Source organism: Cupriavidus sp. HMR-1 (assembly GCF_000319775.1).
Classification (GTDB): domain Bacteria; phylum Pseudomonadota; class Gammaproteobacteria; order Burkholderiales; family Burkholderiaceae; genus Cupriavidus; species Cupriavidus metallidurans.
Genome location: NZ_ANKP01000050.1, coordinates 17,539 through 31,000 on the forward strand (window position 1 = coordinate 17,539; position 13,462 = coordinate 31,000).

General features: G+C 63.0%; 12 protein-coding genes and 1 tRNA gene. 9 read left to right on the forward strand and 4 right to left on the reverse strand.

The window, feature by feature from the left end; translation table 11 throughout:
• Window positions 1–43 precede the first annotated feature (43 nt).
• The 5 genes from hflK to D769_RS07795 all read left to right on the forward strand — a co-directional run bounded on the left by hflK (window position 44) and on the right by D769_RS07795 (window position 5,793).
• Window positions 44–1,387: an FtsH protease activity modulator HflK gene (hflK, locus tag D769_RS07775; protein WP_008643773.1), complete on the forward strand. Its 1,344-nt coding sequence runs from the start codon at window positions 44–46 to the stop codon at window positions 1,385–1,387.
• Between the two features lie 11 nt (window positions 1,388–1,398).
• Window positions 1,399–2,301 (forward strand): protease modulator HflC, encoded by a 903-nt coding sequence (gene hflC, locus D769_RS07780; RefSeq protein WP_008643774.1) that lies wholly within the window; start codon window positions 1,399–1,401, stop codon window positions 2,299–2,301.
• 121 nt (window positions 2,302–2,422) lie between these two features.
• Entirely contained in the window at window positions 2,423–3,574 is a 1,152-nt protein-coding gene (locus tag D769_RS07785; RefSeq protein ID WP_008643775.1) for an ATP phosphoribosyltransferase regulatory subunit, read from the forward strand.
• A gap of 179 nt (window positions 3,575–3,753) precedes the next feature.
• Window positions 3,754–5,097 (forward strand): adenylosuccinate synthase, encoded by a 1,344-nt coding sequence (locus tag D769_RS07790; protein WP_008643776.1) that lies wholly within the window; start codon window positions 3,754–3,756, stop codon window positions 5,095–5,097.
• A gap of 126 nt (window positions 5,098–5,223) precedes the next feature.
• The gene (locus D769_RS07795) at window positions 5,224–5,793 is read left to right on the forward strand and encodes a phosphoribosyltransferase (RefSeq protein WP_008643777.1); all 570 of its coding nucleotides are present in this window, start codon (window positions 5,224–5,226) and stop codon (window positions 5,791–5,793) included.
• Between the two features lie 127 nt (window positions 5,794–5,920).
• On the opposite strand, the gene D769_RS07800 is transcribed toward D769_RS07795, so the two are convergent.
• The 3 genes from D769_RS07800 to D769_RS07810 all read right to left on the reverse strand — a co-directional run bounded on the left by D769_RS07800 (window position 5,921) and on the right by D769_RS07810 (window position 7,381).
• Complete coding sequence (locus D769_RS07800; RefSeq protein ID WP_008643778.1) at window positions 5,921–6,532, reverse strand: NAD(P)-dependent oxidoreductase; 612 nt, start codon at window positions 6,530–6,532, stop codon at window positions 5,921–5,923.
• Between the two features lie 64 nt (window positions 6,533–6,596).
• Window positions 6,597–7,031: an Rrf2 family transcriptional regulator gene (locus D769_RS07805; RefSeq protein WP_008643779.1), complete on the reverse strand. Its 435-nt coding sequence runs from the start codon at window positions 7,029–7,031 to the stop codon at window positions 6,597–6,599.
• A 263-nt stretch (window positions 7,032–7,294) separates the two neighbouring features.
• A tRNA-Leu gene (locus D769_RS07810) sits at window positions 7,295–7,381 on the reverse strand.
• 69 nt (window positions 7,382–7,450) lie between these two features.
• Here D769_RS07810 and rnr point away from each other — a divergent pair.
• Genes rnr through D769_RS07825 form a run of 3 tightly spaced genes read left to right on the forward strand, consistent with a single transcriptional unit; the run spans window position 7,451 to window position 11,605 of the window.
• Window positions 7,451–10,081 (forward strand): ribonuclease R, encoded by a 2,631-nt coding sequence (gene rnr / locus D769_RS07815; protein ID WP_008643780.1) that lies wholly within the window; start codon window positions 7,451–7,453, stop codon window positions 10,079–10,081.
• 43 nt (window positions 10,082–10,124) lie between these two features.
• Window positions 10,125–10,868 carry a 23S rRNA (guanosine(2251)-2'-O)-methyltransferase RlmB gene (gene rlmB, locus D769_RS07820; protein ID WP_008643782.1) on the forward strand — a complete coding sequence of 248 codons (744 nt, stop codon included), beginning with the start codon at window positions 10,125–10,127 and terminating at the stop codon, window positions 10,866–10,868.
• A gap of 2 nt (window positions 10,869–10,870) precedes the next feature.
• The gene (locus D769_RS07825; RefSeq protein WP_008643783.1) at window positions 10,871–11,605 is read left to right on the forward strand and encodes an NAD-dependent deacylase; all 735 of its coding nucleotides are present in this window, start codon (window positions 10,871–10,873) and stop codon (window positions 11,603–11,605) included.
• A 63-nt stretch (window positions 11,606–11,668) separates the two neighbouring features.
• On the opposite strand, the gene tal is transcribed toward D769_RS07825, so the two are convergent.
• Window positions 11,669–12,625: a transaldolase gene (gene tal, locus D769_RS07830; RefSeq protein ID WP_008643785.1), complete on the reverse strand. Its 957-nt coding sequence runs from the start codon at window positions 12,623–12,625 to the stop codon at window positions 11,669–11,671.
• Window positions 12,626–12,743: 118 nt separating this feature from the next.
• Here tal and rpiA point away from each other — a divergent pair, with 118 nt between their 5' ends.
• Complete coding sequence (gene rpiA, locus D769_RS07835) at window positions 12,744–13,430, forward strand: ribose-5-phosphate isomerase RpiA (protein ID WP_008643787.1); 687 nt, start codon at window positions 12,744–12,746, stop codon at window positions 13,428–13,430.
• The last annotated feature ends 32 nt before the right edge of the window (window positions 13,431–13,462 follow it).

Genomic DNA, 13,462 nt, shown 5'->3' on the forward strand with positions numbered 1-13,462 from the left:
GCTAGAATCCCTCTGATCCAAACTTCCCGGACCCGTGCTCTTCATGCCCCTGTTCCCTCGGAATCCTGACCCGCACATCGTGCCAGGCAGCCGCGCCCTGCGGTTTGCGCGCTGGCCGCGCCTGCGCGCCATCTTCTCGCTGAACGACCCCCGCTGGGGCCGCAACGGACAGGACGATGAAGACAAGGACAATAGCCGCCAGCAAAACCAACGCCCTCAGGACGGCCCGCCCGATCTCGACGAGCTCTGGCGCGACTTCAATCGCCGCCTGAACGGCCTGCTGGGCCGCAAGGACAACGGCGGTGGTGGCCAGGGCTTCGGCAGCGGCCCGCGTCCATCGGGCAAGGGCTCGAATGTCGGTATCGGTGTGATCATCGCCGCCGTGATCGGCATCTGGCTGGCCAGCGGTTTCTTCATGGTGCAGGAAGGGCAGACCGCTGTGATCCTGCAGTTCGGCAAGTTCAAGTACTCCACCGGTCCCGGCATCAACTGGCGTATGCCATGGCCGATCCAGTCGGCCGAAGTGGTAAACCTGTCGGCCGTGCGTTCGGTCGAGGTCGGTCGTGCCACGTCGATCAAGGACAGCAACCTGAAGGACTCGTCGATGCTGACGCAGGACGAGAACATCATCGACGTCCGGTTCACGGTGCAATACGACATCCAGGACGCCAGCGAATTCCTGTTCTTCAACAAGACCGACCGCGGTGGTGACGAAGAACTCGTGACGCAGGCCGCGGAGACGTCGGTGCGTGAGATCGTCGGCCGCAACAAGATGGATGCGGTGCTCTACGAGAATCGCGAGCAGATTGCCCAATCGCTGGCCAAGTCGATCCAGTCGATCCTCACGGCCTACAAGACTGGTATCCGCGTGATTTCCGTCAACGTTCAGAGCGTGCAGCCGCCCGAGCAGGTGCAGGCCGCATTCGACGACGTCAACAAGGCGAGCCAGGATCGCGAGCGCGCGATCAGCGAAGGTCAGGCCTATGCGAACGACATCATTCCGCGCGCCAAGGGCGCGGCGGCTCGCCTGAAGGAAGAATCGGAGGCCTATCGTTCCCGTGTGGTGGCGCAGGCCGAAGGTGACGCGGCGCGCTTCCGCTCGGTGCAGACCGAGTATGCCAAGGCACCGCAGGTCACGCGTGACCGTATTTATCTGGAGACCATGCAGCAGATCTACGCCAATTCGAACAAGATTCTTGTCGATGCCAAGTCGGGCAACAACCTGCTGTATCTGCCGCTGGACAAGCTGATGACACAGGTGCCGGGCTCGTCCGCCGCGCCGTCCTCGGCAGCGGCGGGCACGAATGCGCCGGCGGTACCGGATGCGACCACACCGGATATCCGGTCACGTGAGTCGATGCGCAATCGCGACCGCGACATTCGCTAAGGAGACCCGTCATGAATCGACTGATTTCCTTTGTCATTGGCCTGTTTGTTCTGCTGGCCGTCGCTTCGTCGATGCTGTTCGTGGTCGACCAGCGCCAGTACGCCGTCGTCTTCGCTTTCGGCGAAATCAAGCAGGTCGTGCGTGAGCCCGGTCTGCATTTCAAGCTGCCGCCACCGTTGCAGAACGTAGTGTTCATGGATCGTCGTCTGCAGACGATCGATGTTGCAGCCAGCGAGCGTTTCCTGACCGCCGAGAAGAAGTCGATGGTGGTGGACTGGTTCGTGAAGTGGCGCATCACCGATCCGCGCAAATTCTTCGTGGCGTTTGGTGGCAACCTGCGCGGCGCGCAGGACCGCATGACGCAGCGTATCGACGCCGTGGCGCGTGAAGAGTTCGGCAAGCGCACCGTGGCGGATGTGGTGGCGGGCCAGCGCGAGCAGGTCATGCAGAACATCCGGGGTGGCATGGCGGAGTACGCGCAGTCGGTGGGCGTCGAGATCATCGATGTGCGCCTGAAGCGTGTGGATCTGCTGCCGGCCATCAGCGAGTCCGTCTATCGACGCATGGAGGCCGAGCGCAAGCGCGTGGCCAACGAACTGCGTTCGACTGGCGCCGCGGAAGGTGAGAAAATCCGGGCCGATGCTGATCGCCAGCGTGAGGTGGTGCTGGCCGAGGCATATCGTGATGCGCAGGTGGTCAAGGGTGAGGGCGATGCCAAGGCTTCGCAGATCTATGCCGATGCATTCGGCAAGGATCCGAGCTTCGCCCAGTTCTGGCGCAGCATGGAGGCCTACCGCAACACGTTCCGCGACAAGGGCAACGTGATGGTGCTGGAGCCCAATTCGGACTTCTTCCGCTATATGCGTTCGCCGGGTGGCAACACCGCGCCGGCCCCGTCAGGCGGAAAGAAGTAGCGTGGATGGCGCACCAGGCGCCTGATCGCGTGATTCGACAGAACCCCGGATATTCCGGGGTTTTGTCCGGCTGGAGGGCATGAACCTTTCCCGCCTGTGTTTTTGATAGAAGAGATTCCCCATGTCCAACCGCTGGCTCCTGCCCGAAAACATTGCCGATGTCCTGCCGTCGGAAGCGCGCAAGATTGAAGAACTGCGTCGCCGAATGCTGGACCTGTTCCGCACCTATGGCTATGAGCTGGTCATGCCACCGATGCTCGAGTACCTGGAGTCGTTGCTGACCGGTACCGGGCACGACCTGGATCTGCGCACGCTGAAGCTGGTGGATCAGCTTTCGGGCCGCACGCTGGGCCTTCGCGCGGACATCACGCCGCAAGTGGCTCGCATCGATGCGCACTTGTTGAACCGCCCGGGCGTGACGCGCCTGTGCTATGCGGGCAATGTGCTTCACGCGCGCCCGGCGGGTTTCAATGCGACGCGCGAGCCGATCCAGATCGGCGCCGAGATCTACGGCCACGCCGGGTTGGAAGCCGACGTCGAGATCCAGGAACTGATGCTGGCTGCGTTGCAGGTGGCTGGTCTGTCGGATATTCGTCTGGACCTGTGCCACGCCGGTATTCTCGAGGCGCTGCTCGCGGCGTTGCCGTCGATTCGCCAGATCGAAGAGGCGATGTTTGCGGCGCTCGAAACCAAGGATGTGCCGGCCCTGCGCGAATTGACCCAAGGCCTGCCCGACACGGAGCGGAACGCGCTGCTGGCGCTGCCGACGCTGTACGGCGGTGTCGAAGTCATTGAGCGCGCCCGCGTCACGCTGCCTGCCAGTCCGGCCATTGGCCGTGCGCTGGACGAGCTTGCTGCGCTTGCCGCGCAGGTGAGCAATGCGAGTGTGAACATCGATCTGTCCGATTTGCGCGGTTACCACTATCACAGTGGCGTGATGTTCACGGCCTATGTTTCTGGTTTGCCGAACTATGTGGCGCGTGGCGGCCGCTATGACAAGGTGGGCGAGGCCTTTGGTCGCGCTCGTCCGGCCACGGGCTTTTCGCTGGATCTGCGCGAAGTGGCGGCGTTGTCGCCTGTCGAGGTGCGCGCCCAGGCGATCTTCGCGCCGTGGGATGCCGATCCGGCGCTGCGTTCCGCCATTACCGCGCTGCGTGCAAATGGGGAGATCGTGATCCAGTCGTTGCCGGGCCACACGCATGAACTCGACGAGTTCAATTGCGACCGGCAACTGCAGCGCCAGGGCGCAAACTGGGTGGTGGTGCCTCGCTGAAATTCCTGGCCGGACGTGCGAGCCGGCCGTTTTTGGTGCTCTCAGATGACGTTTGATGCCCGTGGTGGGCTGTAATCGCCCGCATTGGACAACAATCGTCTGTCATACGCGTGCCCGAAAACCGGGAACCGTAGAACAACGAGAGTAGAATACGTTTTTAACCTTCTGACCAATTCAACATGTCCGCATCCGCAGTAGGCCAGGGACGCAATGTCGTCGTGATCGGAACCCAATGGGGTGACGAAGGCAAAGGGAAAATCGTCGATTGGCTTACCGATCATGCTAAAGGTGTGGTGCGGTTCCAGGGCGGCCACAACGCTGGCCATACGCTCATCATCGGCGGCAAGAAGACCATTCTGCGACTGATCCCCTCGGGGATCATGCGCGAAAGCACCATCTGCTATATCGGCAACGGTGTGGTGCTGTCGCCTGAGGCGCTGTTCCGCGAAATCGAAGAGCTCGAGTCTGCCGGCCTGCAGGTGCAGAATCGCCTGCGTATTTCCGAAGCCGCGACGCTGATCCTGCCGTACCACGTGGCCATCGACAAGGCACGTGAAGCCCGCCGCGGCGCCGCCAAGATCGGCACGACGGGACGCGGCATCGGCCCGGCATACGAAGACAAGGTGGCTCGCCGCGCGCTGCGTGTGCAGGACCTGTTCGATCCGAAGCACTTCGCTGAACGTCTGCGCGAAAACGTCGAATTCCACAACTTCATGCTGACCCAGTACCTCGGCGCCGAAGCCGTCGACTATCAGCAGATCCTGGACGAATCGCTGGCATTTGCGCCGCGTCTGAAGCCGATGGTGGCGGATGTGTCGGCCGAGTTGTATGCCGTGAATGCGGCAGGCAACAACCTGATGTTCGAAGGCGCGCAAGGCACGCTGCTCGACGTGGATCACGGCACCTATCCGTTCGTCACCTCGAGCAACTGCGTGGCCGGCGCTGCTGCGGCTGGCGCGGGCGTGGGCCCGGGTCGTCTGAACTACATCCTTGGCATCACCAAGGCGTACTGCACGCGCGTTGGCGCTGGCCCATTCCCGAGCGAACTGTACGATAACGACAACCCTGCCCGTCAGGATGCCGTGGGCGTGCGCCTGGCTAACGTCGGCAAGGAATTCGGTTCCGTGACCGGCCGTCCGCGCCGTACCGGCTGGCTCGATGCCGCTGCGCTGAAGCGCTCGGTACAGATCAACGGTGTGTCCGGTCTGTGCATGACCAAGCTGGACGTGCTCGATGGTCTGGAAACGATCAAGCTGTGCGTGGGCTACGAGCTCGACGGCAAGCGCGTCGATATCCTGCCGCGTGGCTCGGATGCCGTGGCCGCTTGCGTGCCGGTGTATGAAGAGTTTCCGGGCTGGAACGAATCGACCTTTGGCGTGAAGACCTGGGATGCGCTGCCCGAAGCGGCGCGCGTTTACCTGAAGCGAATCGAGGAAGTGGTCGGCATTCCGATCGACATGGTGTCGACCGGTCCGGACCGCGACGAGACGATTCTGCTGCGTCATCCGTACCAGGTCGCCTGACCCGCCTGCATTACCCCGTGAGCATGATCGTGGCGCCACGAGCGCCACGGCCTCACAGATAGTCCTCGGCCCGCGATATGCGGGCCGATGCTTTATCCATTGGCCATCGATACAAGAAAAGACGCCATGAACCTGCCAATCAATGATGACGAGAACCTGTGGGTCTCGTGGGATGAATATCATCGCCTGATCGCGCGTCTGGCGCTGAACGTGCACGAGTCGGGCTGGAAGTTCGACCAGATCCTGTGTCTGGCGCGCGGCGGCCTGCGCGTGGGCGACCAGATGTCGCGCATATTCGATGTGCCGCTGGCGATCCTGGCCACGAGCTCGTACCGCGAGGCGGCGGGCACGCAGCAGGGCGAACTCGATATCGCGCAGTACATCACGATGACGCGTGGCAATCTGTCCGGCAGGATCCTGCTGGTTGACGACCTCGTTGACTCGGGTGTCACGCTGGAGCGCGTGGGGCGCCACCTGAAGGAGCGCTATCCCGAGGTGACGGATGTGCGTTCGGCCGTGCTCTGGTACAAGGCCTGCTCCAAGGTAACACCCGATTACCACGTGACGTTCCTGCCTTCGAACCCCTGGATCCACCAGCCGTTCGAGGAGTACGACACGCTGCGTCCGCATAACCTTGCTGCCTGGCTCAAGCGCGGCAAGCGCGCCAGCCTGCAGGAAGACGATTCGGCGGCCTGAAGGCCGCCGTCCCTCCTCCCGCAAGTGCGGGAGGGCAGGGCTCGGAGAGCATTGGGGTTCGCGTGGTCGACCCGTGCCCCCAACCCGTCTCTCACGAATGGGAGACGGGTGATTGTCGCGGGTGAATTCAATACCCAACCGTGAATCGCTCCCGCACATGCTTTGGCTGCTCGATCTCATCGAGCATCGCGATGGCATAATCCTCCATCGAAATCCAGCTTTTGCCGTCAGCGGCGACAAGCAGATCTTCCTTGCCGAGGCAGAACTTGCCCGTGCGCTCGCCGGGCGTGAACAGTGCCGACGGCGACAGGAACGTCCAGTCGAGCTGAGATTCGCCGCGCAGGGCGTTCAGGAAATCACGGCCTGCGGATGCCTCTGCCTTGTACATGTCCGGAAACTCCGGCGTATCGATGAGTTGCACGCCTGGCGCCACGTAGAGGCTGCCCGCACCGCCCACTACCAGCAGGCGCTTGATACCAGCCGTCTTGGCCGCATCTGTGATCTGTGCCGCCGTGGCTTGCAGAAACCGGACGGTGCTGATGACGACGTCGTTGCCACGCACGGCATCAGCCAGTGCCTTGGCGTCGGCGACATCGGCGTCGCGGGTGGTGACGCGGTCACGTGATGGCAGTTTCGACGCCTGGCGGGCGATTGCGGTGACGGCATGGCCGCGGCGGAGTGCTTCGTCGGTCAGACGCGTACCTACGTTGCCGGTAGCGCCGATGATGGCGATCTTCATGGTCGTATCCTCTCGGAAGTGGTTGATATGAAACCGATGTGGTTACATATCCGGACAAAAAAAATCAGCGCTTGCGGCGCCGGGCGGCATGTTCGACTTCGCCGAGCATGCTGGCAATCGTGATTTCCGCGAGCGTGGCATCCATGGCGGCTTGCGCCCGATCGGCAACCACTTGCAGAGCGCCGGTGATCTCGCGACCTACCAGGCAAGCCGGATTCGGCGCGCTTTGGTGCAGCGTGATCAGCGCAGTGGTCTCCGTGGCCTGAAACACCTCGAGCAATGTGATCTGGCTGGCGGGCCGCGCAAGCATCGCGCCGCCGGTGCTGCCCATTGTCGTGGTGACGAAGCCCGCCTCGGTGAGCGCGCCGATCATGCGCCGGATGAGTGCGGGGTTGGTTCCCACACTGCCCGCGATCATCGACGACGGCACCGGACCCTCAGCCTGCGCGAGCAGGGTGAGGATGTGAACGGCGACGGCAAACCGGCTACTGGTGCTCATACGGAAATTTCAATGTGAAACTATGGTAGTTACATATCGCCGGCGCGTCAAGCGACGAGTTGGCGTGGCAATACCGCGTGTTTTTCGTGATGGATGCTACGAGAGTGGCGAGATAATGCCGGAATCGGCACTGAAGCTGATACACTCATCCACGGCTTTGCGCCATAGAGAGAGTGAACAAAAGAGAGGAACGAGATTTGAAGGATTCGGCGATGCAAAAACAAAAAACCCGCAACGTGTGTTGCGGGTTTCTCGCCAAATCTTGGTGCCCAGGAGAGGACTCGAACCTCCACAGTGTTGCCACCGCTAGGACCTGAACCTAGTGCGTCTACCAATTCCGCCACCTGGGCAGGTGTCGAAACAACCGAAGCGGCCATTATAGCGACCGTAAAACGTTTGTCAAACAGTTTCGAGAAAAATTGAATCAGAACAACTATCCGATCCCCAGCCGGGAAGAAATCCTTGGCGTACTGAGAACTTCGGGGTCGCCCCTGTCGGCCGGCGATATCGCCAAGGCCCTGGCCGTCACGCGCAAGGAGCATGACGGCTTTCAGAAACGGCTCGCCGCGATGGAACGCGACGGCCAGATCGAACTCAATCGCAAGGGCCGCTATGAGCTGGCCCATCAACCCAATTTCGTGCTTGGCCGCGTACAGGGCCATCGCGACGGCTTCGGCTTCCTGATTCGCGACGACGGCGAGGACGATATCTTCCTGCCCGAGCGCGAGCTGCAGAAGGCGATGCACAACGATCGCGCGCAGGTGCGCGTGGTTGGCTATGACCGCCGCGGCCGTCCAGAAGGGCAGATCGTCGAGATCGTGGAGCGTGCCAATCGCTTCGTGATCGGCCGACTGCTGTCTGAAAATGGCGTGCTCGTGGTGGCGCCGGAAGACAAGCGCATTGGCCAGGACATCCTGATTCCGCCCAAGGCCCAAGGCAAGGCGCGCGTGGGGCAGGTGGTCAGCGTCGAGCTGATGGAATGGCCCGATCGCTACGTGCAGCCGGTGGGCCGCGTGGTCGAGGTGATTGGCGATATCGACGATCCCGGCATGGAGATCGAGATTGCCGTGCGCAAGTACGGCGTGCCGCATCAGTTCTCGCCCGCTGCCGTCAAGGAAGCACAAGGGTTGCCCGATGAGGTGCTTCAGGCCGACCTCGATCATCGCATCGACCTGCGCGACATTCCGCTGGTTACGATCGATGGCGAGGATGCGCGCGACTTCGACGATGCCGTCTATTGCGAGCAGGTGAAGATCGGTCGTGCAAAGGGCTGGCGTCTGATCGTGGCGATCGCCGATGTGTCGCACTACGTGCGGCCGGGCACGCCGCTCGATGCCGATGCGCTGGATCGCGCCACGTCGGTTTACTTCCCGCGCCGCGTGATTCCGATGCTGCCGGAGAAGCTGTCAAATGGCCTCTGTTCGCTGAACCCGAACGTCGACCGTCTGTGCATGGTCTGCGACGCGGTGATCACGGCCAAGGGCGAACTCAAGGGCTACCAGTTCTATCCGGCGGTGATGCACTCCGCTGCGCGCCTGACTTACAACGAGGTCTGGTCGGTTCTGTCGAACACCAAGGGGCCTGAGGCCCACAAGCGCGCGGAACTGGTGCCACACCTGCAGAACCTGTATGAGCTGTTCCAGGTCCTGCTCAAGGCTCGCCGTGCCCGTGGCGCGATCGACTTCGACACCACCGAGACCTATATCGTCTGCAACGCGCAGGGCAAGATCGAGCAGATCTTGCCGCGCACGCGCAACGACGCGCACCGTCTGATCGAAGAGTGCATGTTGACGGCCAACGTCTGCGCGGCCGACTTCCTCGAGCGCTTCAAGCATCCGGCGCTGTACCGGATCCACGCGGGTCCGAGCGAAGAGAAGCTCAAGAATCTGCGCGAGTTCCTGAAAACCGCCGGGCTGTCGCTTGGCGGTGGCGACAAGCCGCAGGCCTCGGACTATGCCGAGGTCATGGACAAGATCAAGTCGCGTCCCGATGCGCCGATGTTGCAGACGATGCTGCTGCGTTCGATGCAGCAGGCGGTCTACAGCCCGGACAATATCGGCCACTTCGGCTTGGCCTACGAGGCGTACGCGCACTTCACCAGCCCGATCCGCCGCTATCCGGACTTGCTCGTGCATCGATCGATCAAGGCGATCCTCGCACATACGAAGTATCGGCCGGCCTTTATCCAGGGGACGGAGCTCAATACGCAGATCTCGCCGAAAGCGCGCCGGATGCAGGCCGCCGATGCCGAGAAGCGTGCCGAGAACGTTGCCGCGCGCGCGAAGCGCGACGAGGGCGTCTGGGACGAACTGGGGTTGCACTGCTCGGCCAACGAGCGTCGTGCCGACGAGGCATCGCGCGACGTGGAGGCCTGGCTCAAGTGCTACTTCATGCGCGACAAGCTGGGTAGCGATTTCGCTGGCACGATCAGCGCGGTGACGTCGTTCGGCATCTTCGTGCAGCTCGACGAGCTGTATGTGGAAGGCCTCGTGCACGTGACGGAACTGGGCAGCGACTATTTCCAGTACGACGAGGCGCGCAACGAACTGCGTGGCGAGCGGACTGGCATCCGCTACCGGCTCACCGATCGCGTGCGCGTGCAGGTGTCGCGCGTCGATCTCGATGCCCGCAAGATTGACTTCCGTCTGGTGCAGGAGCCGTCGGCCAAGACGCTGCGCGCCCGGGCCGGCGTGCCCGAGCAACCGCGGGTGCCGGCTGCCCATGCGGTGCCGGCGCGCAAGAAGGGACGTCAGCTTGCCGCGCTGCTCGGTGGCACTTCGAAGCCGGAAGAGTCGTTCGACGAAACGCTGGACCGTGTGATCGAAGAGCAACCGGTGTTCGAGGCGGTCATCACGCCGCTCAAGCCGCGCGACGCCCATGTCGGGCATACGTCGCATGGCCGTGGGTCGGCGAAGAAGGCGCAGTCAGGCAAGCCCGCGAAGCGAGCGGCCAAGCCAAAGCCGACGCATTTGAAGACCGAACGGCAGCCGACGACCAAGCGCGCGCCCAAGCCCGCTGGCAAGAGCACGCGGCCAGCCCGCAAGCGCTAATCTGGCGCGTTTGAAGTTGGCCATGGCGGGTACAATGCGCGCCATGGCCAAACACAAACTCCTGATCGGCTTTCACGCCGTCAACGCACGCCTGCGCCAGAACGCGCAGAGCGTGTCCGATATCTACATCGAAGCGAATCGCCGTGACCGGCGCATGCAGGACTTTATCCGCCTGGCGGAGAGTCTTGGCGTGACGCTGCATCCGGTCGATGCCGAGCGCCTGCGCGGCATGGCCGGCACTGATCGCCACCAGGGCGTAGTGGCGCGGGCCGAAGATGTTTCGCTTGCGCTCAACCTCGACGAACTCCTGGATGGCATCGAAGGCACGCCGCTGTTGCTCGTGCTCGATGGTGTCACCGATCCGCACAACCTCGGCGCATGCCTGCGCGTGGCCGATGGCGCTGGCGCGCACGCGGTGATCGCGCCGAAGGACCGTAGCGTCGGTCTGAATGCCACGGTAGCGAAGGTTGCCAGCGGCGCGGCCGAAACCGTGCCGTACATCACGGTGACGAACCTTGCGCGCACGCTGCGCGAACTGCAGGAGCGTGGCATCTGGGTGATCGGTACGGCTGACGGCACCGAGAAAGCGCTGTACGACGTCGAGCTGAAGGGACCGACCGCCATCGTCATGGGCGCGGAAGGCGAGGGTATGCGCCGCCTGACGCGCGAAACTTGCGATGAATTGGTGGCGATTCCGATGGCGGGGGGCGTCGAGAGCCTGAACGTGTCGGTGGCCAGCGGCGTGTGCCTGTACGAAGCGGTGCGTCAGCGCCGTCTGCCGCGCTGATCATGGATAGCCTCGCCCTTGAGCAGGCGCGTGGCTGGGTTGCCGAGGCCCGTCAGATCTTTGTGCTGACGGGTGCCGGGATTTCCGCGGAGTCGGGTGTGCCGACGTTCCGCGATGCGCTGACCGGCCTATGGGAGCGCTTCGATCCCGAGGAACTGGCGACGGAAGAAGCGTACCGTCGTCAACCAGCGCTGGTGTGGCAGTGGTATCAGCATCGGCGCGAGCTGGTGGCGGCGGCCCGGCCGAATCCGGCCCACCATGCGCTTGCGGTGCTGGCCCGGCTGAAGCCGATGACGCTAGTGACGCAGAATATCGACGGCCTGCACCAGAAGGCGGGCAGCGAGCAGGTGGTGGAACTGCACGGCAACCTCTTCGCCAACAAATGGCTTGATGGCTGTGGTCGTTGCGACACCGTGCCGCCGATTCCGGGCGATCCTCCGCGATGCGCGATATGTGGTGCGATGATGCGCCCCGGCGTGGTGTGGTTCGGCGAGGACCTGCCGCGAGTGGCCCGTTTCCGCGCCGACCATGCGGCCGAGTCCTGTGACCTCTGCCTGGTTGTGGGCACGTCGGGGCTGGTGTATCCGGCGGCGGCGCTGCCGGGGGTGGCGAAGGAGAACGGCGCGCGCGTGATCGTGGTGAATCCGCAGCCGTCAGCACTGGACGAGACGGCGGATATCGTACTGGCCGCGCCGGCGGGTGAATGCCTGCCGTTGCTCTGGCCGCAGGCAGTCTGAACGACTGTTCGACTGCGGATCCGCGGCTCCCTCCAAGGCGTTGGATCGAGCCGCGATCCCGACTCAACCGGCCAGTTCGCCGACGAGTTTCTCCAGTTTCATCGCATCGGCCGCAAACAGGCGGATACCTTCGGAGAGCTTCTCCGTTGCCATCGCATCTTCGTTGAGTTGCCAGCGGAAGGCGGGTTCATCTGCGGCGATTCGTGCGACGTTGCCGGCTTGAGCCTGCTCCACGGACAACTTGCGCGCAACGGCACCCTGTCCGCCTGAAAGCTGCTCGAGCAGTTCCGGACTGATCGTCAACAGGTCGCAGCCGGCCAGCGACAGGATCTGATCGGTGCTGCGGAAGCTGGCGCCCATGACCTCGGTCGCATAGCCGAACTTCTTGTAATAGTCATAGATCTGACGCACCGAGCGCACGCCAGGATCGTTATCGCCGCCGTTCGCCACGGGGTCCCATTTCTCGCCAGCCTGCTTCTTGTACCAGTCAAGGATGCGGCCCACGAACGGGGAGATCAGCTGCGCGCCGGCCTCGGCACAAGCCACTGCCTGTGCCAGCGAGAACAGCAGCGTCATGTTGCAGCGGATGTTCTCGCGTTGCAGGACCTCGGCAGCGCGGATGCCCTCCCATGTCGAGGCGATCTTGATCAGCACGCGCTCGCGTGCCACGCCACGTTGCTCGTACAGGCCGATCAGGTGGCGCGCCTTGGCAACGGTGGCCTCGGTATCGAACGACAGACGGGCGTCGACCTCGGTCGACACGCGGCCGGGTACGATGGCCAGGATCTCGCAGCCGAATGCGATCAGGAGCTGGTCCATAACGCCATCGAGCCCAGAATTGCCGTGGTGATCGCGCACGGCCTGTTCCAGCAGCGGGCGGTATTCCGGCTTCTGTACCGCCTTGAAAATCAGCGACGGATTGGTGGTCGCGTCCTGTGGCTTGTATTGCTTCATCAACTGGAAGTCGCCGGTGTCGGCCACTACCGTGGTGAACTGCCTCAGTTGTTCAAGCTCGTTCATGATTGGGTTCCGTCGGAGGGAGAGGCCATTGTAACGGCGTGGCGCGTGGCGTAAACGTCGGGGATGGGGAACCAATCCGCTACACTACACGTTTCCCAACGCTTTTCTGGCTGTAGTCATGACTCAGGATGAACTCAAGGCGCTGGTCGCGCAAGCTGCCGCTGACTATGTGAAGCAGGAAGTGCCCGAAGGCGCTGTTCTTGGCGTGGGCACCGGCTCCACCGCCAATCTCTTCATCGACGCCGTGGCGGCGTTCAAAGAGCGCTTTGCGGGCGCGGTGTCGAGTTCCGAGGCCTCCACACGCCGCTTGCAACAGCACGGTTTCAATGTGCTCGATCTGAACGAGGTCGACAGCATTCCCGTCTATGTGGATGGCGCTGACGAGATCGACAACTCCGGCGCGATGATCAAGGGCGGTGGCGGCGCGCTGACGCGCGAGAAGATCGTTGCCTCGGTGGCGGATCGATTCGTGTGCATTGCCGACGGCAGCAAGCTGGTGCCGACGATGGGCGCATTTCCGCTGCCGGTCGAGGTGATCCCGATGGCACGCGCGGCGGTAGCCCGAAGCCTGGCGGCGCTAGGCGGTCAGCCGCGTCTGCGCATGACCAAGGAAGGCGGTATCTACAAGACCGACAACGGCAACGTCATTCTGGATGTCTCGGGCCTGAAGATCGAGAACCCGAGGGCGCTGGAGCAGCAAATCAACCAGCTACCCGGCGTGGTGACCGTTGGTCTGTTCGCCCTGCGCGGAGCAAATGTGCTGTTGCTGGGTACCGAACAGGGCGTGCAGCGCTCGGATTACTGAATCGCATAAGCGCCGTATAAGTGAGAGGCCGG

Coding starts and splice junctions, on each gene's coding strand:
- hflK (WP_008643773.1), top strand. CDS start 44: ATGCCCCTGTTCCCTCGGAATCCTGACCCGCACATCGTGCCAGGCAGC.
- hflC (WP_008643774.1), top strand. CDS start 1,399: ATGAATCGACTGATTTCCTTTGTCATTGGCCTGTTTGTTCTGCTGGCC.
- D769_RS07785 (WP_008643775.1), top strand. CDS start 2,423: ATGTCCAACCGCTGGCTCCTGCCCGAAAACATTGCCGATGTCCTGCCG.
- D769_RS07790 (WP_008643776.1), top strand. CDS start 3,754: ATGTCCGCATCCGCAGTAGGCCAGGGACGCAATGTCGTCGTGATCGGA.
- D769_RS07795 (WP_008643777.1), top strand. CDS start 5,224: ATGAACCTGCCAATCAATGATGACGAGAACCTGTGGGTCTCGTGGGAT.
- D769_RS07800 (WP_008643778.1), bottom strand. CDS start 6,532: ATGAAGATCGCCATCATCGGCGCTACCGGCAACGTAGGTACGCGTCTG.
- D769_RS07805 (WP_008643779.1), bottom strand. CDS start 7,031: ATGAGCACCAGTAGCCGGTTTGCCGTCGCCGTTCACATCCTCACCCTG.
- rlmB (WP_008643782.1), top strand. CDS start 10,125: ATGGCCAAACACAAACTCCTGATCGGCTTTCACGCCGTCAACGCACGC.
- D769_RS07825 (WP_008643783.1), top strand. CDS start 10,871: ATGGATAGCCTCGCCCTTGAGCAGGCGCGTGGCTGGGTTGCCGAGGCC.
- tal (WP_008643785.1), bottom strand. CDS start 12,625: ATGAACGAGCTTGAACAACTGAGGCAGTTCACCACGGTAGTGGCCGAC.
- rpiA (WP_008643787.1), top strand. CDS start 12,744: ATGACTCAGGATGAACTCAAGGCGCTGGTCGCGCAAGCTGCCGCTGAC.